Source organism: Allobosea sp. GW822-FHT05A11 (genome assembly GCF_058800455.1).
Window position 1 is genome coordinate 817,731 of sequence record NZ_JBXAMI010000003.1, and the last position, 23,849, is coordinate 841,579.

Consider the following 23,849-nt stretch of genomic DNA (forward strand, 5'->3'; position numbering starts at 1 on the left):
CGCCGGTTTCGATCGGTCGGCCCGCGATTGAATTGACGAGCGGCGGCAGGAGCGGGCGGGAGACGACAGAGAAGCGATGAATATTCTCCTGCGACTTCATACATCGCTGCAAAATCGTCGGTTCGCCCAGGCCCTGCGGAAACGCGACCGGCAGGCGCTGGCAGCGCTCGTCATCGAGGGAGGCTTACGGCCAACGCCGGAGCAGGCCCTTTCAGCCGCGCGCCTTCTGATCGATGACGGGCGGGTGGAAGCGGCGGCTACCCTGCTTCAGAACGCGTTGCGGGCTGAACCGGGTCAGACAATGCTGATATCCGCCCTGCAGGAGGCCCGTCGGCGGATCGTCAGCATCACTCCTTCGGCTACGGCCAAAAATCTGGCACACCGCGCTGATGCCGAGCGGGATGCCGGCAATACGGCCGCTGCCGCCGCGCTTTATCAGGAAGCGCTCGCACTCGCCCCCCACGCGGCGCATTGGCGCGTTCAGCGTGCGAACATGCTGAAGGATTCGGGCGAACTCGCAGCTGCCGAACTCGATTACCGCCGGGCGCAGCTGGAGCGGCCGGAGGATGCCGATATTCCGCTTCAGCTCGGTCGTGCCCTGAAAATGGCAGGCAGGATAGAGGAAGCTCGCGAGAGCTTTCGCGAGGCACTGCGGCGAGACCCGGTCAACCGAGCAGCTCACGATGAACTCGCCTGGCTGGGCGAGCCGCAAGACCATATCCACCGGACACTCGCCGCGCTCGAACGCGGGGAGCCCTCCGCCCTCTTTTCCCTTGCGGACGCTCTTGCCGGGCTGAGGGACAACTTCTCCCGGATCGAGAGATTACTGCCGTCCGTCTCGGCCGGCTCCGCGTTCCCATCCGAGCTCCATGATCTTTTTCGGCGTCACTACCCATCGCCGGCCGCACCGCCCCCTCGAAAGCCCTTCCGCCTGGCCATCCTGTTCGATGCCGACGCCGGGACGGACCACTCCTTCCATACCCGGCTCGATGCGCTGATCGCACTGGCGAGCCGGCACGTTATGCTGATTGCAACCGGAACCGACGCGCGCCGAAGCGACGACATCATGCGCCGGGCAGCGCCCGAGGCAGGCAAGCACCTGCTCTGCAGGGCCGAGCTGACGCTTCCGGCGCTGGCCTCACTCCTCGTCGAGCATGACTGCCACGGCCTCCTGATCCTGGACGGTGAGGCCGTCCCCGATGCGGCCGCGCCAGGCTGGTTCACCCTCGCGCTCGAGCGTGCCGAGACCGCGTATGCCGACGGCGAAAGCGGGCGCCTTTCCGCGCATGGGCAAATCGAACGTCACGAACCGATCCTGCGTTCGCGCCACGATTCGTATGGGGGCACCGCCGAACCGGGCAGCGCCTTCGCTCTGAGGCGCGAGACGCTGGAGAAGATTGCCACCGCGCAAGCCGGCCTGTTGCCGAGCGTCGCGGCCCTGGGAGCAGCGGCAGCGAATCGCACGGCACCGCTGCACATCCCGCTTTTTCTGGCTTGCGACCTTGGCGGCGTGCCGGCCTCGCCCCCCACACCTGTGGCGATCCAGAGCGGCCCACCTGTCAACATCGGCTGCGTGATCCCGACCCGCGACCATGCCGAGGATGCGGAGCGCTTCGCCCGCTCTCTGCGGGCAACAGCTCGCCACCCCGAAGCGCTGTCGATCGTCGTCGTCGACAACGGCGTTCTCGGAGAGGGATTAGCCGCACTCGCGCGACTGGCGGGCGACGGTGTCAAAATCCTGCGGGATCACGAGGCCTTCAACTGGTCGCGGCTGAACAACCGCGCCGTGGCCGAACTCGGGGAGGCGCAGATCCTGCTCTTCGCCAATGATGACATGGAGATGCTGACGCAGCATTGGGACGATGAGCTCCGCGCGGTTCTGGCCCTCGATGGCGTCGGCGCAGCGGGAGCGAAGCTCCTGTACCCGGACCGGACCATCCAGCATGCCGGGATTCTCTGCTCATGGGCAGGTCGCCCTGAGCATGAGGGCCGCGGCGAACCAGAGAGCGCAGCCGGCCCTGCGGGCCGCTGGCAGCGCCGGCGCAAGGCCCAGGCCGTGACCGGCGCCTTCCTGGCGACCGGCCGGGCCGAATACGAGGCGCTTGGCGGTTTCGACCCGGATTTTCCCCTCGCGTTCAACGACATCGATTTCTGCCTGCGACTGCGCGAGCTGGGCCACGACACCCTCTACACACCGCACATCACCTTGATCCATCACGAATCCAAGACGCGCGGCAGGTATGCCGCCGATATCTCGCAGGCGGCCCGTGCCGCTGCGGAGGACAGGCGCTTCAATGCACGCTGGCCCGCCCAGCTCAAGCTCGACCCGACCGTCAATCCCAACTGGTCCGAGGCCTTCGCACCGTTCCGCGCCTATCGCCCCGCGACGGATGCTGCTGTCCTGCATTACCTCGATGAACAGCTCGCGCCGGCGGACAAAGCCGCGGCGAGCCGCCCCTCAGCACAACTCCACCCTACAGAGGCGGAAGAACAGCCGGCTTCATCGCAAAGCGCCCGGCATGCCGGGAGAATGGCCGGTAGCCCTGACAACGCCCCGGATCAGCTTGGCTGATCCAAAGGAAGCGTGATACCCCAAGGCACGACAGCGATCGAACAGCCGAAGGCGAGCCCCGATTTGTCCAGCCAACCCACCATGCGCGATACGCTAGCGGTCAAACAACGGGTCTACCAGGCCTTGATCGTGCGCTATCTGGTCGGGCGATACGGTCGAGGGAATATCGGCTTCCTCTGGGTCATCGCCGAACCGATGCTGTTCTGCAGCGGCGTCATGATCGTCTGGTCCATTACGAAGGGCAGCCTCACGCACGGCGCCAACGTCGTCGCCCTCGCCTACACCGGATATCTGCCCTTGCTCCTGTGGCGGCATTTGTCGTCGATGCAGCACCTTCTGAGAGGGAGCAAGCATCTCGTCATTTTCCGAGATATCCATCTCCTGGATGCCATCTTCACGCGATTTATACTCGATTTCATTTCGATTTCGGCCAGTGCCCTGATCGTCTACTTGTTCCTGCAGGCGATCGGCTCCTTGCCCGAAGCCTATGACTGGGCCGACATGCTCCATGGCTGGTTCCTCATGGGCGCGCTCGGTTTCGGCGCCGGCCTCCTGATCGCGGCGCTCAGCGAACTCTCCGAGATCGTCGAGAAGCTCGTCGGGCCGTTCCAGTATTTTCTTCTGCCGTTCGGCGGAGCCTTTTTCATGGTGGGCTGGCTCCCGGATGCCGCCAAGGACATCATCTGGTACGTGCCTCTCGTTCACAGTTATGAATTGATCCGAGGCGGATATTTCGGCCCCGAGATCCCGACCTACGCAACGCCCGCCTATGCCTGGGCATGGGCGCTGGTGACGACAGGCCTCGGCTTCCTGACCTTCCGCCTGGTCGAAGACCATGTCGGCCAGAATTAGCAGAATGCACCTCCCCCTCCGGCGCTGGAGCACTCCGATCCGGGCGGCGGCGTTCATGTGTCGGACGCGGATCCTCGCAGCTATCAGCCACGCCGGAGCGATTGCGGGGCTTCTTGTCGCCGCACTCGCCTCATTGCCGGCCGGAGCCCAGCCCGCCCCTTTCTGTCCGCTCGCCGAACGCCGCGAGGTCTGCGTGCGTCCGGCCTGCATCGTCGATCCGGCAGTGCCGAAGCCGAACTGGCACGATGCGGCCCAGTGCATGCGAAGAACTCGCGTGCCAGATGTCCAGAAGGCGGCGTGAAAATCCGCCGGTCAGGGCGGGCAGAGAAGGCGACGCATGATCTAAGCATCGCCCCTCAAGGCCCCGCACAAACCGTCAATGGGTCCATCGCCAAGCAAGAAGCGCCACGACGATACCCGCAGCGCAGTATCCTGCGCCACGCGCAACCCGCCGCGCTTTCGCGACGAGGCCGTAAATGATGTAGGACAGGTCGTCCATGGCGGCCTCCAGAGCGGCAGATCGCAACAGACGCTCCCGTTTCCCGGCGGAATTAGGGCAAGAGTACTCAGCCTATTACTAAGAGCTTAACCCGCCCAAATCGCAACCCCCTTGCTAGTACGCGCAGGATGCCTCAAAGCTTCCGAAATCATTCTTTGCCCCGGGAGGCGAGAGAAGCCGAATGTACGCTTACCTGCTGTTTTCGATCAAGAACCTAGCTTATCTGTCCGATATCCAGTCTTTCATTGCTTCAGCTTCGACAATCCTTCCGCCCGGCTTCAGTTCGAAGCCAACTATCGTTCAACCGTCCGATGCGGTTCTGCTTTGCTATTGGTCTGCACCTTATGCGGACGGGCTTGCACCAGCAATCAATCCAGGCCACGTCATCACGAATCTCGGCACATTCCTTTGCAGCAATTACGCCGCCGAAGGCGTCCTTGGTCCTAGCGGCTCCCTCTCGCAACTTGCGCGGGTTTCCGGCACCAAGCTGTCATTCGACAGAAGCCCGGGTGGCGTAGCATCATGGGCTTGGGTAACGTCGGCGGGCTCATCCGCAATGGCGTGGAGCACGATCCCCTCGGCCATCACGACGTTCGTTGCCAAGAACCGAGACGGCTTCTGCGTTGCTGGCAACCGCCCGCGGCTGACGTATGCAGCCTCGGTGCTATCGCGTGGCTACCGCCCATCATTGGACTATCTGCCAAAGTATCTCACCGCAGGGTTCGCCTTCGACGGTCTGACGCCTTACGATGGAACGCGAGCGGTGCCTTCTGGAATGGCCGTGGCGCTAAAAGACGGCCAATATTCCATTACGGACCACCCGACGCCGGCGATCGAGGCAATTCCGCAGGATTGCCCTCTTGACCAGAAAGCCGAAGCTCTTGCCGACCTGCTGAAGGGGGCGGTCTGGCCAGCCGCCCGCACTAAGGCAGGGATTTTCATGTCGGGCGGCAAAGACAGCCGCACGATAGCCGCAGCTCTCCTTGGCCTTGGCGTCTCCGACGCTGAAGCCTTCACATTCGGCAACGATACGACCGGCGAGGGCGAGATCGCCCAAGAGGTCACCCGCACCGCTGGCTTCTCATTTGAGTTTCGACCGCAGCGGATCATCACCGACCCGATCAATGCGCTCGCATCGGCATTGCGGACATCGGAAGGCCTAGGCACCGCCTTCGCTCACCAATACCACTACCTATACGACCTTTCGTTCTCGTCTACGCGACCCTCCTTCCACGGGCACGGTCACCTCCTGCGAGGCGGATCGGCTCGCACGATGAAGCGTGATCCGGAATTCCTTGCGTCATTCAACCGCGGCTGGATCGTCTCACCTTACGTGACATCCCATGCAGCCGAAACCACAGAGCGCGCGTTCGCAGCCTATATGCGAGAGCGCCTCCCCCTCCTGTCGAGGGAGCCACTGGACGCGCTGTTCTATCCCAACCGGGACTTCCGTCTCAGCCTTTTCAGCGCACCGAGCGCTCTCGATCTGACGGCTCAAACCCTCATGTGCTACCCGCTACTCGACGAACGCGTTGCGCAGTTTGCAGGCGCCCTCTTTGCCTTCGACCGGATATCGGAGAGGGTCGTTTTCGGCGCCATCAAGAAGCTAGCACCACAGATCGCCGCCCTGCCATTGTTCGGCGAAATCTGGCGGTTCGACAGGGATCCGCATCGCGTGGCATTCGTCGATAGCGATCACAACTATCAGGACGGTTTCGCGGCTCGGCAGCCTCGCGAGGCAAACAAATTCACCAATCTGACGATGCCCAAGAGCGCGATCGTCCTTGATGCCGATGGCGTTAGCCACAGCAAGCGGAAGAAGGACATCGCGAATCTCGTCCTTCAAAGCTCTGTGTGGCGTGATATACAGCCGAGCATCATTCCTGATATGCAGGCCGAACTATGGCTTAGCGCCTTAGGGCGCCCAATCGACCACAGCGACAAGCACCCGAACGAGCGCTTTGTGATCGGCCAGTTCCTCGACCGGATAGCAGTTGCCGCTGCAATCTATGAAGTCAGATGGTAGCAACCCGACGCGCATTTCTGACCGGCGCTGCAGCCGCGATTGCTGCCCCGAGCGTTCGCGCATATGCCGCGCTCAATGTCAGGGACTTCGGCATTCGTGGCGACGGGATCAAGGACGAAACTGAGGGGTGGCTAGCGCTAACCCGCCAGATGCATCGCCAGCCCAACCTCTCAATCCGAGGTAACAGGGGTGATGTTTACCGATTGGACGGAGACTCGGTGATCGAGTTTCCGGATTCATGCCGGCTTGAACTCGATGGCGCCCGCTTACTGCGAACCAAGCCCATCCCGAGAGGTCGCTATTTGATGACCTTCGGCACCGATGCCGCCGTTGACCGGATTGATATCGAGCTTGCCGAAGGAGCAGCTTTCAACCGACTTGTGCGATTTTACGACCGGGCAAAAGTTGAGGCGATTTCCATTCGAGCCGCGCGGCGCGTGAAGAATAAGACCTCCGATCTGGACGCAGCTATTCTGTTTGTCGGCAACCAAAACAAGTCCACTCTCGCCGACGATCAAGCCGGTCATTTTCGGTTAGCCAGGATCGACTCCAACAATATTGACGCCGTCGTTCTATTTACCCAATTCTCAGTAGCCGCCGGCCAGCCGAACCCGTTGCAGGACGTATCGATAGGGACATGTCGCTTCCACAGGTCGGTGCTGGGACTTTATCTCCGCAACGTCAAAGGTGGGACCATCGAGGACGTCAAACAGGACGGCTTCGCGGATGGAGCCCAGCCCGCTGAAGTCGGCGGCAATGCGGTGCTCTGCAACGGCGGCCATGACCTCCTGTTCAGGCGAATAGAAGCAATCGATACCCCATCCCATGGCATGCGCATTGGAGGGCCGGTCAAGAACACCTTCGAACTTGAGCCCTCAAACATCACGGTCGAGACATTTGTTTCTCGACGTTCACGGAGATCCGGCTTCAAATGCAAGCCGGGTCGAGAGGGATCGCGCGCTAAGAACATCGTCCTGCGCAATGCGGAAATCTACGATGCCCATTTTGCCAATGCGCCGAGCACGAACGAGCAAGGCGTTCTCGTGGAATGCACTGATGGGTTCTCGGCTGGTACGGTGACTGTTGGCGTCAAGGACGCGAAGGACGGGACCTCTTGTCACGACGCGGTCCACCTTTCGAATGTGGCGAACGCCAGTTTTGACAAGCTCGTATCCGACCGACCTTACCGTCACCACGTCTGGATCAACACGACCCCGCAGGCGCACTTCCCACCTGGCCCGGTGCGGGATATCCGGTTTGGGGCAATCGATGGGCGTGGCGCCCGCGCAGCCTCAATTGGGATCGACGGCCTCGATCAGGAAGTTGGCAATATAGAAGTTCAAAACGCGCTGCTCCGTGGCAGCTCAGTTCTCGACCTCCGTAGCGGCAAGGTGACGGGCAGAATCTCTATAGATGGAGATGTAGGTCGCAGCCAGTCAACGTGTTCTCCGACGGTCGACGCCAGCAGGGTCCGCATCAACGGGAGACCGTGCTGAGAGCGAGCACCGCTGAGGGCGCGTCAACTCATCGGACCTTTACGATCAGGCTGCCCGAAGTGCGGACAATGGCCGCGAACTTTCGCAACCCACGCGACGTGCCATGCGACATCGCCGCCCGAGGGATCGGTCGCGCTGTAAAAGTTGTATATGAATTCATCCTCAATGACGTTCTGTAGCGATTGGTGCAGCAGGTTGAAGCTGACCGCAGCTACGACAACGCAGCGTTCCGCCAGGCCCTCGCCACCAAGGGCATCACGCCCTGTATTCCCTCAAGCCGCAGCCGGAAAATCCCTTATCCCTACAACAAGGCGCTCTACCGCCAGCGCCACAAGGTCGAGAACCTCTTCGCTAGGCTCAAGGACTGGCGACGCATCGCAACACGTTACGACCGATGCGCCGACACATCCTTCTCAGCAATCTGCATCGCTGCTACCGTCATCTTCTGGTTGTCACGCAATGAGTCCTGAGCCGGCTAGACTGCAGCGAGAGCCCGCTACGATAAGCACCGAGGCTACCGCCCGAGTATGCGCCAACGCCATGCGTCCAAACTGGACCAAAACTCATCCGGCAGGACGGAGGGAGCGAAGAGCCAATTTCTATCCTCGCCAGCGTTTACAACGTCGACGGCCCTTCGAACCTTCCACGTCGCCTTCGATGTTATGTGATAGGCAACGTAGCCACTGTTTTGTAGAAAATCGTTCATGAACGCTGCCGTCTCACCGGACGGCAGTACTTCGATAACCATGTGCGGACGCAGCTTAGCGATCGTACCCGCCGCACCTCGGATCACGTCAGGCTCGGTGGTTTCGGTATCGATCTTGAGGACACCGATTTCCTGAGGCGCCAGATTATCGAGAGTATCGCATTCGACATCAATGACGCCGGCATGCGATCGAAACTCTGCGTTCAGGCTATTCGACGCATCTGATCGCGCCGAGAGGTAGAATTGGACATTCCCGGATTTGGAGGAAAGAGCCACGCGCTTCACATCGATAGGCAGGTAATGGCGCTTAGCGGCATCGTCGAGCGCATCCGCCAGTTCAGGGGTTGGCTCGAATGAGACGCAAGGCCGACGCAAGGTCGCGGCAACAAGCAGCGAAAAGACGCCGACATTTGCCCCGACATCATAAAATGGGCCCTTTGTTATTTGCATTGCTGCAAGGCAAGCCGCAATCGCGTGCGGCTCGTGCGCGCCCAACCCTCGCTGCTCGATTACGCGCGGGACGTGACAATGAGCGGGGGCGGTAAGAGTGATTGACTGGTAAGCGCCGGCCGCGAGCGTAACGGTTCGCGTTGCGGGCTGCTTGCTGATGGTGGCATTAGGCTTACTGGCTGACATCCGCCGTCTCTGACGTGAAAGAATCAATCGTAACTGATAATTTAATAGCATCTACCTAGCTAGATTAACTCTATATTCTCCTCCACGCTCGCCTAAAAATCATAAAATCATACCATTTTCTCTAGCGCGCTAAACTGATTTAGCGCAGTCTTGATAGAGACGCCTTCCGCTATCGGCTTCCCTCAAGCTCGTCGTTTCGGCCAGCATTCTAAGAGGTTGACGCACGTAGTCAAACAAAAGGCGATACACTGCGGATCAGCGTTCTGATGGACTTGCCAACCATCGAGGCTTCGCGGCCCAACTTCATCCTGGAGATCATCTGCCGGGCCTATTGCCTGCCCGCCGAAGAACGCCTGCTCGGTCAGATCAACCGGTGGCTCAGCGTGCTCGGCACGCTTCCGATCGCCAAGGAATGACCTGGCTCGGATACCTACTTGCGTGATGCCGTTTCCAGCCGGTCGACGCGCGCCGAAAGCTCCCTGATCGCCTGCACCATCGGGGCGATCAACTGATCGTAGCGCAGCGACTGGCGGCTGTCGGGATCGGCGGGATCGTCCTGCAACCAGATTCCGCAGTCGACGCCGGCCGCCTCCAGTGCCGCCCGCACCTCCTGCGCCATCAACCCGGCATGATAGCGGCTGCCCTCGCGGGTGGTCGCGACGGCCCGGATCTGCGCCGGCTCTCCGGCCTCCCCTGCCTCCAGCGCGAGCGCCGGCTCGGCCCGCTCCTCCACAAGCCTGCCGCCTTCGCGCCAACGGAACAGTTTCGGCCGCAAGGCCAGCACGAAGTCGAGGCCGAGCGGACAATCGCACACATCCATCTTGAGCCGCTCGTCGGAGGCCTGGATCACGCCGCCCGCTGCATAAACGCTAGCCCAGCGATAGCTCGCGCTGCCGAGGCTATGAGCATTGTCGACGGCCGGCGACACCGCCCCGGCAACCGTGAGCCGCGCATGCGGCGCCGTTACGCCAAGGCCGAGATCGCCCGCCCCCGTCAGCCGCAAACGCTCGGTCAGGGTCCCCCCTGCCGGCGTCGTGGAAAAACTCAGCCGGCCCGGCACCACGCCGCTGCCCACCGTCGCGTCGATAGCGGCGGTGATCGAGGCGGCACGGAGGAACGCCGTCCCATCGCTGCCCTCGAAATGCATGCCGCCAAGCGCGTCGTTTGCGGCGGTGGCCGCGTGCGCCCCGATGGTGGCGCCACGGCTCTTGGCGAAGACGATGCCGTTCGGTCCGCCGGAACTGCCGACCCAACGGCTGAGCAGAATGCCAGACCCCGCCGAGGTGTTGTTCATCTGGAAGGTCGGCCGCACCGAGAAGGCCGCGAAGATATTGCTGGTGTCGCCGCTCAGCGAGGTGATGAGATGGCCTTCCGACGTGAAGTGAAGACGCGTGCGATCCGCCGTGCGCAAGTCGAGCTCGTGCGGCGTCGCCATCAGGCTCGACGTCCAGGCCGCGCCATCCTCCGACAGCTTGAGCTCGAACGCAGCCGAGCCAGTGAGGCCGATTTCGGCTCGGCCGGAAAACCCGGTCTGGAAGAGCACGCTTGCCGTGTTCTCGACGGCGATCCTGCTTACCGCGACGCGGCAATCGCCGCTTTCCTCCGCCGCGGCATGAAACAGCGCGGCAGACGAGCGCACCGCCAGGCGCGCGGGGAGCGCGGCTTGCGTGTTGATGCCGAGGCTGTCGGCCAGCTGCGATTTGACCGGCCGCCATGCGCCCTCGGACCAGACCTTCAGCGCACCGTCCTGCTCCAGGAAGGCGACCCAGCCGGGGCGAGGCGGGACAAAGCGCCAGCCGCCGCCTTCCTCCTTCTCGGCGATGTCACCAACTGCCCCACCCCCGGCTGCGGCGAGCAGAAGCACGCGATCACCTGCCTCAGCCTCGGCGGGCAATGCGCTCGCCATGGCGGTGGCTGACAGGTGGACGATGTCGTCAAGCGCCATCAGCGCGTCGTTATGCGTGACATGCTTCTGCGCCTGGCCAGCAGCGAGGAATGGCAGGCCGAGACGCGGTGTCGAGAATGCGGACATGACGGACTCCCTGAGTGGAGTCCTGTATATATGAAATAATTCCTATGTCAAGGATATTATGTCTACAACTCTCGACGCCGAATCTCACCAAGCAGAGTGTCGCCGTAGCGTGTCCTGAAATCGGCTTCGATCGCGGCAATGGCGCGGTCATTGCCGCCCTGCTCGTTGAAGTTCTTGTAGAGCGAATGGTCTTTGGTCGTTTCGGGCAATGAATTGACCCGGTAGTCGGCATGAATCATGAAAACCGGCACATCGAGGATCGCGCTGTGCCATTTGAACCAGAGATCGTCGACTGTGCGCGCCAGCACGACGCCGCGCTGCATGTCGAGCACGTCCGGATGAAAGAAGATGGTGTTGTAGAGCACGCCGTCCTTGCCGGTCGGCAGGTTCAGCACGCTCCTGGAGGCGCCCGGCGGGCGGCGCATCCAGGAGCGGTAGTTGATCCATCCGCTGTCGTCATAGGCCATCTGGTGGCCGCGATAGCAGACGATGCAGTTCTGCAACCGGTAATGGAAATACAGGTCCGAAACCCAGCTCGGAGGATAGAGCGTGTCGTCGTCGGCGGTGACCACCAGCGAGGATTGCCCGAGCCGCTCCTCGAGCAGCGGCACGAGCTTGCGGTAGGAGCCGATATTGCGCACGAAATGGACCTCGATCCGCGGCGCATGCTCCTCGATCACCCGCATGCACGCATCCGGCAGCGCGTCGATGCCCTCGTCGAGAAGAAAGGCGTCGCGCGACACGTAGAGGCGGATCGTCAAGCTGGGGTAGCTCTGCTGCGCCAGCGATTCGAGCGTGAGGTGAAGCGTCGGCAAACGCGCCCGAATGGTCGTCAGGCTGATCGTGATCGGTTCGGCGGTCGACGATGGGCTGGGCATGACAGTCTCGGCAACGGTGTGGCGGTTGTCTGGCGAAGCTCGCGGGCTCACAGGCTCGCGCTGGTCGGCCTGAGCGGGAACGGAACCGTGAGCGGCAGCGCTTCGGCCGTCTCGGCGCCCAGCGCCAACAGTTCCGCCCGCTTCATGAAGGTGTCCCGCAGCAATGCGAGATAGTGGCCGCGGGTGGACGCTGCCGTGTTCGACAGAGATTGCGGTGTCGCCAGGCAATACATCAGCGGACAGGGATCGTGGTGGATCGCATGGATACCGGCCCAGTTGCGGACCCGCTCGCGGAACTCAACGTCACCGCGCGAGCGAACCGACGCGAACAGGCCGAGCTGGTCGAAGAGCGAGCGGTGGAAGACCGAGGTCATCGGGCCATCCCCGAATATCTCGAGCGTATGCTCGAGCTGCGGGCACCCCAGATAGTCCAGCCTGACATGAGCGGTGGTGCTCAGCCTGACATGGGGGTTGTCCGTCATCGTCGCGATCTGGGTTTCGATTTTCTGCGGATGGGCAAAATCGTCGCAGTCGTTGATGGCAATGAACGGCGCCTCCGAATGGCGGATCGCCCAGTTCCGGCATTCATAGGGGCCGACATTGCGCGCCATGCGGTGAAAGCGGAAGCGCCGGTCGATGAGAGCGGCCTGCTGGATCAACTCCGGCTCGATCTCGTTCGAGCCATCGTCGATCACCATCACATCGAGGTCGGAATAACTCTGCGACGCCAGCGACAGCATCACCTGCCGCATCAGATCGAGATCCGGATTGAACACCGAGCAGATCACCGTGACCTTGCCGGCATGGACTGCCGCAGGCCGCGCCGCCCTTTCGGCCGTCGCTATTCCGCTGAAGACCGTTGCCAGCCCACCCGTTCCGAAAGCGACCGGCTCGACGCCGCGCTCGCGGCACAGCCGCGCGATCGTCCGGTTGAAGTCGGAGAAATCATCGAGCCGGGTCTGGGCCGCCAGGTAAAGCGGTGCTTCGATCGGCGTTTCCGCCGGCAATCGCGATACGAACTGCTGCATCGTCTCACGATCGCCCAGCAGCACGGCGGCCAGCAGGTGGTCGCGTTCGTCGAACCGCGATGGGTCGATGAGATCCGCGCAGCGCAAGCCCATCGTCTGCAATTCGACAGAATAGGTGCGCGTCAGCGCGGCGAATTCCTTCACAGTCCGGCCAGATGCGAAGAAGCGGGTCACCGCCTGCCGGACCGCCTCCGGATCGGCAGAGCGCAGGCTGCTTGTGAGCACGGCCGAAGGGTCCGCGAAACCCAGGAAATCGGCCAATGCAAGCCCGCTCCTGCGCAGCCTCAAATCGGGCTGGAGATCGTTGGCGACGATGGCGGTTGCAACGATCCGCGCAAAACCCTGGTCTGATAGCAGCGCCGGGCGACTGTCGTCGATCTGGACCAGTGCCGTCCAGATCGTGCTCGGCGAGCAATAGCGGGCGATCAGATCGAAGGCCCGGAAGACCGGCCGCGCGCTCTTGGACGCCAGGCCACCCTGCAACATGAGGCCGAACATGCTGGTCAGGGCATCGGGCTCCAGCGTCGCCGCGAGTGCCTCGCCGACGGCGGTCAGAGCACCCGAGCAGTTGCGTGCCAGATGGGGTGCCTGTGGGCAGAAGGCAGCCGCGAATTCCGGTTCGAGGCTAAGCCGGCGAGACAGATTCGCCAGAGCCGCGAGCTGCGCGTCCTCGACGGCCCCCGAAAGCAGCGTGGGCGCCGCCAGGGCAGATTTCATCCCCTGGTGCGCCAATTGCGGAAGGCCGAGCTGGATCAGGCGCTCAGCGACCTCGAGCGCCGTTGGGAGCGTGGCCGCCGGAAGCGCAGCGGCAGCTTCCGCGGCGGCGATGTGGTTGAGCCTGGCCAGTTGATGCCGCTCGGCCTGGACGATCCGGTCGAGATTTGCATGGCTGATCCCGCCTTCCATCCAGGCCAGCAACTCGGCCTGACTGCGCTGGAAGGCTGCGCCCTCGGCGACGGTCAGCGCCTGCTCCGGAATGACGAGCGGAAGATCGTCCGACACGATTTTGGCCAGGTCGTCCGCCCGCCAAACGGCAAGATCGATCCGCGCGATCGTGGCATGGTCGCCAGCGGGGATACGTTGCAAGACCCCCTTGCGCAGATCCCAGGTCATCGCGACGAAGGCGGTACTGCGACGGCCGGCCCGTTCATAGGCCCGCAATGCATCGTCACGATAGGAGTCGCCATAAGGGAGGTCTGGACTGATCACCAGCACCGGCTCGTCAGGCGCCGCCTCGCTTGCCACGGCGGCCAGCCGCGCGCGGGCGCTCTCCACCCACGTCTCCGGCGCTTCCTGGCGCAGATCGATCACACTGATCGTCCCGGTCTGCGGCGCCTCTGCCGCCTCCGTTTCGACGACCGGGAATTCCGCCATCGCCAGTGCCGGCTGAGCGGCTCGTCGTCCGCCCTCCAGGCGCCCTCCGATCAGCAGGCGCCGCGCGTCGAAGCGGGACCGATGCCCCTGCAAGCTGACGATCTGCTGCGCGCCCGACAGATAGGCCAGGACGGGCCAGCTGACAGCGCCCGCCAACCGCACCACACCAACCTCGCCACGCAGAAGCAGCGTATCGTCGCCGGCATGCGCATCGGCATCCGTGACCACCTTCGCCGAAGCCGTCGCGTCCAGTGCCCCCGCAAGATCGTTTGGCGGGACCTGCAAAAGCTGTCGCAGGCAAAGCCAGCGCGCGCGGCGGTCAGGATCACCCTCGGTGGCGGCCTCTTCGGCGAGCGCGGCGCGCGCCTCCTCGGAAAAGACGGCAATCCATTCAGGCGGAAGCAAAGCGAGGCGTGCCGCTCTGTCCGCGCCTTCGACACCGGCCAGGGCGCGCCGAATCTCGCTTACGCCCAGCACGTCCTCGAAGGATGCATACAGAACGGTGGGATCGTCCGTCGCATCGCGCAGGAGGCAGTCCAGTACCAGGCGTCTTGCGACCAGTTGCGGATGCCGGCCGGTCTGGGCGATCGCCAGCAGAAAGGCGCGCTCGATCCCCTCGGCTGCGAGCGCGTGGTCGATCACCCCTGCGGCTTCGGCAACGCCCGGCGGATCGACCGGCAGGGCATCTTCGCGCCGCGGCCCGAAGGGCTGCCCGTCCTCGAATGTCAGGGTGAGCGCGGCGCGCTCGCCCGGTTGCAGGAGCCGAGCGAGCGGCACGGCAAAGCCGCAAGGCAGCGGCTCGGCCAAGCCCGCTTCCCGCGCGTGGGCCGGCGCATCGGCCGTCACCCGGATGGAGCGCCCATTATCCGCTGCGATGACGATCTCGAGCGGTTCGGCAATCGCCGTCAGGTTTGCGGCCCAGCCGCGGATCAGCCCGCCGGAGATATTCCAGGCGCCACAGGCATTGATCCGTCCATCGCCGCTAAATGCGCCACCGCCGGCACGAAGCGCCATCTGGACATCCGGATCACGCAAGGATCTCGGCGCGATTGCGCGTGCCTTCCGGTTGCCGGCCTCCGTATCGCCGCCCAAGCGCACCGGCACACCGAACAGGCCGAGCGCGACGATCGTGTCGCCCTTGGCCAGCACACCGGAGGATGTTGCGGCACTGTCCGGGGAGCCATCCTCCGCCCTATCGAAAGCGGCCCGCAGACCCGTCGCACCTGCCACATGAATCGCTCGACGCAGCGCCTCGCCTCGCTGCGTCGTCGCCTCGACAATGGCCGTGCCGTTGACTGGAATCGGCAGAGCGATATCGAAGGCGCCCGGCGAGACCTGTTCCACCTGCGCCCCGGCGGCAAGCAATGACGGCAGGGGGAGTTTCTGGAGTGCGAGACTGGTTGGGGCTTCCAGAGCGAGTTCGCCATCGAGATCGAGCGACCCGATGCCGCTCAGGTCGAGACTGAACCGCGCACGGCCGAAACCGGCAGAGAGATCCGCCTCCTCGAAGACCGCGAATGTCGAGGTCAGCGGAAAATCCCGCGCGGTGAGCACGATGCTCAGATCAGGACGAGGCGCTCCGTAGATCGCGCCGATCAAACAACCCGCATCGAGCTCAAGTCGCTCCCACCGCAATGCCGGGCTTGCGTCGAGAGCGAAGGCCTTGCGGAAGCGCGCCAACTCGACGGTCCCGGCATCGGTATGCGCCTCCACGACCGCAATGCGCGTTCGACCGTCGACGAAAAGCTGAGGTGGTGTGAAGTGGAAGGCAACCGCATCGGTGCCGGCAAGGCTCCTGGGCTGGAGATGGGCGGCCCCCGCCAGCGCGCCGTCGAGCCTCAGCGAAATTCGCGACAGGCGCTCGAACGGTACGGCGAACCAGCCCCGGACACCTCCGGCGAGACCCGCTTCGACGAAGGCCTCGTTCGGATCCGGCGCGTCGCTTCCAATGGAAACATTGCTGCTCGGCACGGGAAGCGATGTGCCATCCTCGAAAAACACGTCGACCGGGGTACCGGTCGCGATGTCGCCGGGCAGCTCGATCTGAAAACCATCGAAATGGCCTGACCCTGCCGAAAAATGGCAGGCGAGCCCCTCGATCTGTCGCCCCCCGCTCGAGACGATGACTTTGGCCGGGCCTTCCCCGACGATACTGCGCGCCTGCCCGACGATGATGCGGCCGTTACGGACGCCGTCGACGCTTCCGGCGAATTGCTGCGGCGCAGGGCGTTCCTTGCGCCCGCCCGAGCCCCCCGGGCGCCCGGCTGCCCTGCCGCTTGGCGGTCAGGCCGGGTACGTGGCTCCTCGCTCTCCTGGCCGCGCTTGGCGGCAGCCTTCAGGACGAGAATTTGCAGTTCCTCATCCGTCTCGGCGAGGATGCGAGGATCCTTCGACAAGCTCCTCACGGCCTCGAACGCCTCGCGCGCGCCGGGATCGTCGAGTCGTTTGAGCAGATGCGCCAGATGAACCCATGGGTCTGCGTCCTCCGGCGCAAGCTCGGCCGCGCGCCGATAGGCGGTCACGGCCTCCGCGAGCTGTCCGTTCTCCTTGAGCGCATGGGCGTATTGCACCCACAGACCCGCCTCGCCGGACACGATCGCCAGAACCTGGGCGTAGGTCTCGGCGGCCTCGCCCCAGGCGCGCGCGTCACGAAAGCCGTCCGCCTTTGCGGTCAAATCGACGATGAGCTGATCGCCTTTGCCGCCCGCGGAATATCTCTCGCCAGCCGCAAAAAGCTTCCTTGGTGAAGGTCTAAACTTGCGAGCAAAGCGCATCAAATCCATATCTTCGACCTTCTCCGCGTCGAACCACAACGCATCGCCGGCGCAGGCGAGTATTGTGCAATGCCGAATTTGCTTCGGGGAGCTTTACCCAATCAAAGCGCTATATGCGAGAGCAAAAACCGGTATTGATTACGTATGCGAATCTCCATGTTGCGTTTCGTCAGATGGCTCTCCTCTGCCCGGGGTGCCGGCGCTCACGCACATTCTGCCGACCCTGCGCTTCTAGCCGAAGCCGACGCGCTTCGCGATGACGCTCGCTGGGCAGAAGCTGCCGAATCCTATGCACGATTCCTGCAGATCGATGGCGCAAATCCGGCGATCCATGTCCAGCACGCCCATGCGCTGAAGGAGGCCGGCCGGCATCGGGACGCCCTTGCAGCCTATGCCCGCGCCATCGCGCGCGCTCCAGGCGATCCGGACGCAATCCTTCACCAGGCCCATCTGCTGAAACGGATCGGCGACCCGGCCGCGCTCCAGGCCTTCCACCGGCTCGCCGAGCTCGATGCCTCGGCCGTCTCGGCAGAAGAGCTGTCGCGGCTCGAGGCGCTGTTCGGCGATCGGGTGCCTCGCGGCACGATCGAGGCGCCATCGTCGCCCCCTGTCGCAATCGCGCCTCCACGCCCGGCAGCCCGCGTCGCCGTGCCTCTTCCCCCCGGTTTGCATCCGCGACGCCGGGCCGTTCGCTTCGTCGCTGACATCGCCACCGACGCACCGGTGCCGAGATTGCGGATCGTGCTCGACGGCTGCGTGTTGTGGAGCGGAGAAGTCGAAACACGGCCGGGATCGCGTTCTCGCCAGATCGACAGCGTCTTTTCTTTCCCCGAGCCTGATCGCCCCACGGATTGCCGCGACGTGCGGATCGAAGCCCTCACAGGCGGCATCGCGCCGGCACAGGCCTCGCTGTCATTGCCTTATGCTGCGCGCTTCGAAGGCGAGTTCACGCTAAAGCCACTGGGACATAACGGGGACCGCGCCGGAATCGCCCGTTTCGTCGATCATCAGCAGCTGACGATCACACCGGTTCTGCGGGCGACGGACTCGAACGGCGTGCTCGTCCCGATTGCTCTCACAGGCTGGAAGCGCGAGGGAGCGGGATTCGAGATCGCCTTTACAACCACCCATGCCGGTGCGTTGCAGCTTTACCCGATGTGGAGCACGCATGCGCTCGCAAGGAGCGACGCCAGCGAGGCGCCTCCGGGCGCAGCCGCGCCGATCGAGGGCGAGGACGAGGTGGCCGGGCGCATTCTCGGCTTCGAGGACGGCCATGTCGAAGGCTGGGCGCTGCGTCCCGGCCAGCTTGATCGCATGGTGATCGTCGATATTTTCGCCGGTGCGACACTGATCGGTTGCGGCTGCGCTGACCAGCCGCGGGCCGACCTGGCCGAGACGATCGGCGGCACGGGCGCCCATGGCTTCCGCATCGCCCTGCCCCGCGGCCTGGCGGAGAATGCCTCGCTGAGCGCCCATGCGCGCGGCAGCGCAACGGCGTTCGCAACCGGCCGCCTTCCGGCCCAGTCCGCAGGCATCCTGCTCGCCCCGGCAAGGGAAGCGGTTTCGGCTGTCTTGGCCGCAACGGTGTCGACATCGGCGCCGCGGTCGATAGCGGCGCTGCTGCTATGCGGTGACGATGCTGCCTGGTGCGCCGAGACAGGCCGCGCGACGGCCGGGCTTGGGCTGCCGGTCCATCGGATCAGAGAGGGCGATGCGAGATTCCCCGAGCGCTTCGATGCCGCGCTCGCGCAGATCGAGCAGGACCTCGTGCTCGTGCTCGGCGAGGCAACCATGTGGGACGACGCGGCTCTCGCCCCGATGGAGCGGGCCCTTGCCGCCTCCCGGGCCGTTCTCGCGGTCCCCATCCTGCAGCCGCCCCGCTCCCTGGAGATTCCGGGCGCGCCGGACCGCTGGGGCTGGTCGCTCGACCTGTCGCATACGGGCGGGGCCTTGCGACCGTCGCCGCCCTCGCCCTGGCTCGCGCAGGCCGCAGAGGCAGGCAACTTCATGCCGGTGGCCAGCGCCGACTGGCCCCTGGCGAGCCTGATCGATCGACGACGCTGGCAGGCCTGGGGAGGCCTCGCACGATCCTGCCAGCCGGAAACGGATTCGCCACAGACCCCGATGGAACTGATCGCCGCCCTTGCGGAAGCCGAGACGGTCCTGGCAGCACACGCTACCCTCCGGCTGCGTGGCCCGCAGCCGACGACGCCCATCCCGCTGCCGGAAGCGCCCGCACGCCGGCTGGTTCACCGCCTGAGGACATATCCGCTCTCCGCCGGAGCCGCCTCCGCAAGACCGCCGGTCATCGCGCTGCTGGTCACGACGACGCAGGCCGACGCTCTCGAGGGCGATGCGATCGTCGGGCGTGAATTCGGGTCGGCATTGTCGCAAATTCTGCCGCATGCGGAGTTCCGGCTGATCCCCCGGGGCCCCGATGGCGGCGCGGACCTGGCCGGCATCGATGCCGTCATCTGCCTGCGCGACGATTGCGACCCGCGGCGCTTCCGCAACCTCTCGCCATCCTGCCGCGTGGTGTTCTGGATCCGCAACTGCTTCGACGCCTTCCTCGACAGCGGGAACTGGCGGCGCGCCGACGCGGTCTGGATGTCCTCCGAGCGCGAATGCGCGCGCTTTCGCGAGCATACCGGACTGCCGGCCCGGCTCCTCAGGATCGCGACCAACCTGCACCTGTTCGGGGCCGCTCAGCCCGACGCCGCGCTCGCCTGCGACATCTGCTTCACCGGCTCCTACTGGGGCGTTCATCGCGAGATCGCAATCAGCCTCGTGCCTGAAATACTCGATGCCACCGTACGCATCGTCGGCGCCGGCTGGGAGGCGGTGCCGGAGCTTGCTGCAGCCGCGCAAGGCCCGGCGCCCTATGAGCGAATGCCAGCGATCTACGCGAGCGCCAAACTGGTGATCGACGACGCCAACCATGTCACGGTCAATAGCGGCTCGGTGAACAGCCGGGTCTACGACGCGATCGCCGCAGGCGCCCTGCCGATCACCAACGGCATCGCAGGCGCATATGAGGCCTTCGGCGACCTGTTGCCGACTTATCAGGATGCCCATGGCCTGACCGGGCAGATTCGCCGATGGCTGGCGGATGAGCCCGGTCGCCAGGCGCGCGTGGCCGCGCTTCGCCGCCTGGTCATGGAGAAGCATGGCTTCGAGCACCGCGCCCGGGATGCGATGCGTTTTCTGTCGGAGCCAGCGGATGTGCCGTTCATCGTGGTGACGGGAGACGGGCCGTGTGCCCGGGCGGCGGATCAGGCCCCACCCGTCGCGCTCAGCCCGCTCATGGCTGCGCTCGCCCGCGCCGGCTGGCGCGCCGACTGGATCCCGCCATCGGATTGGAACGGGCCGCTTGCGGCCGCCGCCGATATACGCCTGCATGTCGGCGCCGCGCCGCCCCCTGCCGTACGGCCCGGTCAAAGCTCCGTCGCCTGGATTCTGTCCGATGCCGACATGCTGTCGCCCCGCATCGTCGGGCACGAGAACGCCCTCTTCGTTCCCGCCGAGACAAGGCGCGCCATGCCCGACCTGCCAGAAGCAGTCCTGACCCTGGATTGGCCGGATCAGGAAGCAGGGTTCGAGGCGATCACAGCCCGTTTAGCCAGCCTGCTCTGATGGAACGCACCATCCCCGGAGGCGTTGAACCCGCCGCGAGGTCGCTGTAACGATGCCCGCTCGGACAGGTCTTCTGAAATCTCGGATATCGCGCAGCGTAATGGCTTCCCGTCGTGGTCAGTTTCGGTCGATTGCACCATGATGTCGGCAGTATCCCTGCTTTATCGCAGCCCGCAGACGATCGAAAAGCGTGGCCGCGGCGCGTTCATCCCTGCCCATCCCGAGCCCTTGCAGCATGATCCCAATCTGCTTCAGATCATCATCGGGGCTCGCCGCAATCTGATCGCGGGCTGGACCGAGGGCCACTATCGCTCCGGCATCGACAGCTTCCGGATACTGGGCCGGCAGATCGTGTTCGTGAACAGTCCCGAACACATCCGCTACGTCGTCGTCACCCGGCACGACAATTTCGAGCGGAAGAGCCCGCAGATGCGGCGCGCGCTCGAAACGCTGCTGGGAGACGGCCTCTTCATCAGCGAGGGCGAAACCTGGAAAAAGCGCCGGCCGCTAGTCGCCGACATCGTCCATAAGCGCCGCCTGCCCGAATTCGGCCAAACGATGGAAGATGCCGCGCTCGCCGTTGCGGCCGAATGGGCCGGCCTGCCCGCCGGGGCGGAAATCGAGCTCACCGAGGAAATGGGGCGTCTCACCGCGACGATCATTTCGCGCGCCGTGTTCGGCAACAACATCGCACGCGACGCCGCCCAACAGGTCATCGACGGCTTCAGCGCCTATCAGCACCATGCCGATTCCTTCAATCTCGGCTATTTCCTCGGCGCGGACGAAGGCTGGCCGGCCTTTGGCGGCAAGCGCCGGCGCCGGGCGGTCGCGATGGTGCACGGCGTCGTCGAGAACGTCATCAACGCCCATCTTGCCGGCGAGGGCGATGCCGGCTCGATGGTCGACCTGCTGATCCGGCGCAACCAGAAGAGCGGCGGGGAGCCGCTGGACGTCGCGGCTTTGCGCAACGAGGCCGCGACGATCTTCATGGCCGGGCACGAAACCACGGCGACGACGCTGAGCTGGGCCTGGTACCTGCTGGCCAACGCTCCCTGGGTCAGGCAGAGCATCCATGACGAGATCGCCGCGGCCTGCGGCGACAGGCCGCCGACGCTCGCCGACCTGCCGCAGTTGCGCTGGTGCCGGGCCGTGATCCAGGAAACGCTGCGGCTCTATCCGCCGGTTCCGTTGCTGCCGCGGCAGGCACGCGAGGCCGACCGCATCGGCCATATCGACGTCGAGAAGTCGGCCCTTGTGATGATCGCGCCCTGGCTGCTGCATCGGTCCCCCGATCTCTGGGACAAGCCGAACCATTTCCTGCCGGAGCGCTTTCTGTCCGGCGCACGGATCGACCCCTTCGCCTATATCCCGTTCGCGGTCGGCCCACGCATTTGCCCCGGCATGAATTTCGGCCTGGATGAAGCGACGCTGTGCCTGGCCATTCTCGCCCAGCGCTTCGAGGTTCTGCCGCGCGAGGGCTACAAGGTCGAGCCGGTCTGCCGCTTGACCCTGCGCCCCAAGGGTGGTCTGCCGGCCCGCGTGGTTGCGCGTGCCCCGCAGCAAGCGATCCGACGGGACGATTAGCCATGCAGGCCCTGGAGAGAGTGCTGCATCGCGCCCTACGGCGCCTGCCGATCCCGCTCGTTTCCGATATCGGCGCCCGGCTGGCCTGGCTCAAGATCCGGCTCATCGATCCCAAGGTCGCCCGGAAGGCCCGCGACAATATCCGGCGCCATTTCCCGGACATGCCTGCAACGGAGATCGAGAGGCTCGTCTGGCGCTTCGTCGACAATGTCGGGCGTCTCATGGCCGAATTCTCCATCGTCCACCGTTTTGCGGAGTCGGGGCGACTGGAATTCCTCGGCGCCGAAGCGGCCCGGGCCCAGGTCGGCAAGGTGCCGACGATCGCGCTCTGCCTGCATCTCGGCAATTGGGAGGTGCTGGCTTCGGCCATGCAGATGATCGGCGTTCCGGTCGCCTCGATCTCGGAGGTGCCGGAGAATGCAGCCCATCGCGACATCGCCGACGCGACGCGCAGCGGCTTCGACGTCAAGGTCCTGCCGCCCGACCGGAACGGGGCGCTCCGGGCCTTGTCCATCCTGAAGGGCAACGGCGTGCTGGCCCTGTTCCCCGACGAGAAGCGGGGCGGCACGATGATGGCGCCCCTGTTCGGGCGGCCGCCGCACGCCAAAGGCAATCTCGCGCTGGCGGCGAAGCTCGCCCGGCGTACCGGGGCGCAGCTCGTGGTGGTCTATTGCGAGCGGCTGGAGGGCGTGCGCTTCCGGCTGCATTTCGAGGGGCCGTTCCACATGGATGCCGGTCCGAGCGATCCGCTCGCGGATGTCGCCCTCCTCAACAGCCGGATCGAGCCTGCGATCCTGCGCCATCTCGACCAGTGGTACTATCTGGACGACTCGCTCGGCCCGATCGCGTAGACCGGACGCACCGCAATCCCCGACGGAGAACGCCCCGTGCCAGCGCCCTCCCCGCCGAAAGTGGCCGTCATCTCCGGCGGCTCCAGCGGTATCGGCCTGGCCTGCGCGCGCACACTTCTCGGGCGCGGCTACCACGTCGCCCTGCTGGCCCGCGACCCGGACCGGCTGCACGATGCCGCCGCCACGCTCGGTGCCGAAGCATGCGTCGATCTCCTGCCTGTCGATGTCGCCGATGCGGCAGCCTGTCAGGCAGCCATCGCCGAAATCGCGTCCCGGCACGGACGGATCGACTGGCTGATCACCTCGGCGGGGATCGTCGAGCCCGGCCTGTTTCGCGATCTCGACCTCGCCGCCCATCGGGTGCAGATGGAAACGAATTATTTCGGGACGCTCCATCTGATCCAGGCCGCCGTTCCGGTCATGCGCGGCCATGGCGGCCGGATCACGCTGGTCTCTTCCGGCGCGGCCTTCATCGGGATCGCCGGCTATAGCGGCTATGCGCCCGGCAAGTTCGCCGTGCGGGCCCTTGCGGAGATCCTGCGCCTCGAGCTTGCGGAGGACGGCATCGTCGTCAGTTTCGTCGCACCGCCCGATACCGAGACGCCGCAGCTGGAAGGCGAGAGACCGAAGCGCCCTGCCGTGACCCGCCTGATCTCCGAACAGGGAGGCACGATGAGCGCAGGAGAGGTCGCCGAACGGATGATCACCCAGGCCGAGACGGGAGCGTTCTTCCTGTCGCCCTCGCGGACGATGGCCTGGCTGGCGCGGTTTCACAGCCTGTACAGACCGGTCCTCGCATGGCAGCAACGGCGCATCCTCAAGCGAAGCCGAGGGACCGACCAAAAACCATGAGCGTATCGACAGCACGCCACCGCCGGGCGATCGGAACACGCGCTCCGCGAGCGCTC

The 23,849-nt window shown here is 64.7% G+C and carries 15 protein-coding genes and 2 pseudogenes; 10 read left to right on the plus strand and 7 right to left on the minus strand.

Features of this window, described 5'->3' with window-relative positions; all coding sequences use genetic code 11:
- Positions 1-76 precede the first annotated feature (76 nt).
- Positions 77-2,572, plus strand: coding sequence for a hypothetical protein (locus AC1RLU_RS13435; RefSeq protein ID WP_492796114.1), 2,496 nt, complete (start codon positions 77-79; stop codon positions 2,570-2,572).
- Between the two features lie 63 nt (positions 2,573-2,635).
- Positions 2,636-3,424 (plus strand): ABC transporter permease, encoded by a 789-nt coding sequence (locus tag AC1RLU_RS13440; protein WP_492796116.1) that lies wholly within the window; start codon positions 2,636-2,638, stop codon positions 3,422-3,424.
- Positions 3,425-3,800: 376 nt separating this feature from the next.
- Here AC1RLU_RS13440 and AC1RLU_RS13445 read toward each other — a convergent pair whose 3' ends face one another.
- Entirely contained in the window at positions 3,801-3,923 is a 123-nt protein-coding gene (locus AC1RLU_RS13445; protein ID WP_492796118.1) for a hypothetical protein, read from the minus strand.
- A gap of 181 nt (positions 3,924-4,104) precedes the next feature.
- Between AC1RLU_RS13445 and AC1RLU_RS13450 the strand changes: the two genes are divergently transcribed.
- From AC1RLU_RS13450 to AC1RLU_RS13460, 3 genes and pseudogenes are all read left to right on the plus strand, one after another.
- Positions 4,105-5,949, plus strand: coding sequence for an adenine nucleotide alpha hydrolase family protein (locus tag AC1RLU_RS13450; RefSeq protein ID WP_492796119.1), 1,845 nt, complete (start codon positions 4,105-4,107; stop codon positions 5,947-5,949).
- The gene (locus AC1RLU_RS13455; protein WP_492796121.1) at positions 5,943-7,445 is read left to right on the plus strand and encodes a hypothetical protein; all 1,503 of its coding nucleotides are present in this window, start codon (positions 5,943-5,945) and stop codon (positions 7,443-7,445) included. Before AC1RLU_RS13450 ends, AC1RLU_RS13455 begins: the two co-directional genes overlap by 7 nt.
- 203 nt (positions 7,446-7,648) lie before the next feature.
- Positions 7,649-7,915, plus strand: a pseudogene (locus AC1RLU_RS13460) (transposase); the annotation flags it as partial.
- A 44-nt stretch (positions 7,916-7,959) separates the two neighbouring features.
- On the opposite strand, the gene AC1RLU_RS13465 reads toward AC1RLU_RS13460, so the two are convergent.
- The gene (locus AC1RLU_RS13465) at positions 7,960-8,787 is read right to left on the minus strand and encodes an FkbM family methyltransferase (protein ID WP_492796123.1); all 828 of its coding nucleotides are present in this window, start codon (positions 8,785-8,787) and stop codon (positions 7,960-7,962) included.
- A 266-nt stretch (positions 8,788-9,053) separates the two neighbouring features.
- Between AC1RLU_RS13465 and AC1RLU_RS13470 the strand changes: the two genes are divergently transcribed.
- Positions 9,054-9,203 (plus strand): hypothetical protein, encoded by a 150-nt coding sequence (locus AC1RLU_RS13470; RefSeq protein ID WP_492796124.1) that lies wholly within the window; start codon positions 9,054-9,056, stop codon positions 9,201-9,203.
- 14 nt (positions 9,204-9,217) lie between these two features.
- On the opposite strand, the gene AC1RLU_RS13475 is transcribed toward AC1RLU_RS13470, so the two are convergent.
- From AC1RLU_RS13475 to AC1RLU_RS13495, 5 genes and pseudogenes are all read right to left on the minus strand, one after another.
- Positions 9,218-10,819 carry a DUF2793 domain-containing protein gene (locus AC1RLU_RS13475; protein ID WP_492796125.1) on the minus strand — a complete coding sequence of 534 codons (1,602 nt, stop codon included), beginning with the start codon at positions 10,817-10,819 and terminating at the stop codon, positions 9,218-9,220.
- Between the two features lie 62 nt (positions 10,820-10,881).
- On the minus strand, positions 10,882-11,697 hold the full coding sequence (locus AC1RLU_RS13480) for a glycosyltransferase family A protein (protein WP_492796127.1): 816 nt from the start codon (positions 11,695-11,697) through the stop codon (positions 10,882-10,884).
- 47 nt (positions 11,698-11,744) lie between these two features.
- Positions 11,745-16,070 carry a glycosyltransferase gene (locus AC1RLU_RS13485; protein WP_492796129.1) on the minus strand — a complete coding sequence of 1,442 codons (4,326 nt, stop codon included), beginning with the start codon at positions 16,068-16,070 and terminating at the stop codon, positions 11,745-11,747.
- Positions 16,071-16,594: 524 nt separating this feature from the next.
- Positions 16,595-16,882 (minus strand): annotated as a pseudogene (locus AC1RLU_RS13490) (hypothetical protein); the annotation flags it as partial.
- A gap of 222 nt (positions 16,883-17,104) precedes the next feature.
- Positions 17,105-17,368, minus strand: a complete 264-nt coding sequence (locus tag AC1RLU_RS13495) for a hypothetical protein (protein WP_492796130.1) — start codon at positions 17,366-17,368, stop codon at positions 17,105-17,107.
- A gap of 819 nt (positions 17,369-18,187) precedes the next feature.
- Here AC1RLU_RS13495 and AC1RLU_RS13500 point away from each other — a divergent pair.
- The 4 genes from AC1RLU_RS13500 (at position 18,188) to AC1RLU_RS13515 (ending at position 23,793) form a co-directional block, all read left to right on the plus strand.
- Complete coding sequence (locus AC1RLU_RS13500) at positions 18,188-20,506, plus strand: glycosyltransferase family protein (protein WP_492796131.1); 2,319 nt, start codon at positions 18,188-18,190, stop codon at positions 20,504-20,506.
- Between the two features lie 138 nt (positions 20,507-20,644).
- Positions 20,645-22,090 carry a cytochrome P450 gene (locus tag AC1RLU_RS13505; protein ID WP_492796132.1) on the plus strand — a complete coding sequence of 482 codons (1,446 nt, stop codon included), beginning with the start codon at positions 20,645-20,647 and terminating at the stop codon, positions 22,088-22,090.
- A 2-nt stretch (positions 22,091-22,092) separates the two neighbouring features.
- A complete protein-coding gene (locus AC1RLU_RS13510; protein WP_492796133.1) occupies positions 22,093-22,941 on the plus strand; it encodes a lysophospholipid acyltransferase family protein in 849 nt (282 codons plus the stop codon).
- A 36-nt stretch (positions 22,942-22,977) separates the two neighbouring features.
- Positions 22,978-23,793 carry an SDR family NAD(P)-dependent oxidoreductase gene (locus tag AC1RLU_RS13515; RefSeq protein ID WP_492796135.1) on the plus strand — a complete coding sequence of 272 codons (816 nt, stop codon included), beginning with the start codon at positions 22,978-22,980 and terminating at the stop codon, positions 23,791-23,793.
- The last annotated feature ends 56 nt before the right edge of the window (positions 23,794-23,849 follow it).

Bases quoted from the DNA above. Each gene is read 5' to 3' on its own strand.
- AC1RLU_RS13470 (WP_492796124.1), top strand. From the start codon at position 9,054: ATGGACTTGCCAACCATCGAGGCTTCGCGGCCCAACTTCATCCTGGAG.
- AC1RLU_RS13450 (WP_492796119.1), top strand. From the start codon at position 4,105: ATGTACGCTTACCTGCTGTTTTCGATCAAGAACCTAGCTTATCTGTCC.
- AC1RLU_RS13510 (WP_492796133.1), top strand. From the start codon at position 22,093: ATGCAGGCCCTGGAGAGAGTGCTGCATCGCGCCCTACGGCGCCTGCCG.
- AC1RLU_RS13465 (WP_492796123.1), bottom strand. From the start codon at position 8,787: ATGTCAGCCAGTAAGCCTAATGCCACCATCAGCAAGCAGCCCGCAACG.
- AC1RLU_RS13475 (WP_492796125.1), bottom strand. From the start codon at position 10,819: ATGTCCGCATTCTCGACACCGCGTCTCGGCCTGCCATTCCTCGCTGCT.
- AC1RLU_RS13500 (WP_492796131.1), top strand. From the start codon at position 18,188: ATGGTGATCGTCGATATTTTCGCCGGTGCGACACTGATCGGTTGCGGC.
- AC1RLU_RS13505 (WP_492796132.1), top strand. From the start codon at position 20,645: ATGATGTCGGCAGTATCCCTGCTTTATCGCAGCCCGCAGACGATCGAA.
- AC1RLU_RS13435 (WP_492796114.1), top strand. From the start codon at position 77: ATGAATATTCTCCTGCGACTTCATACATCGCTGCAAAATCGTCGGTTC.
- AC1RLU_RS13480 (WP_492796127.1), bottom strand. From the start codon at position 11,697: ATGCCCAGCCCATCGTCGACCGCCGAACCGATCACGATCAGCCTGACG.
- AC1RLU_RS13455 (WP_492796121.1), top strand. From the start codon at position 5,943: ATGGTAGCAACCCGACGCGCATTTCTGACCGGCGCTGCAGCCGCGATT.
- AC1RLU_RS13445 (WP_492796118.1), bottom strand. From the start codon at position 3,923: ATGGACGACCTGTCCTACATCATTTACGGCCTCGTCGCGAAAGCGCGG.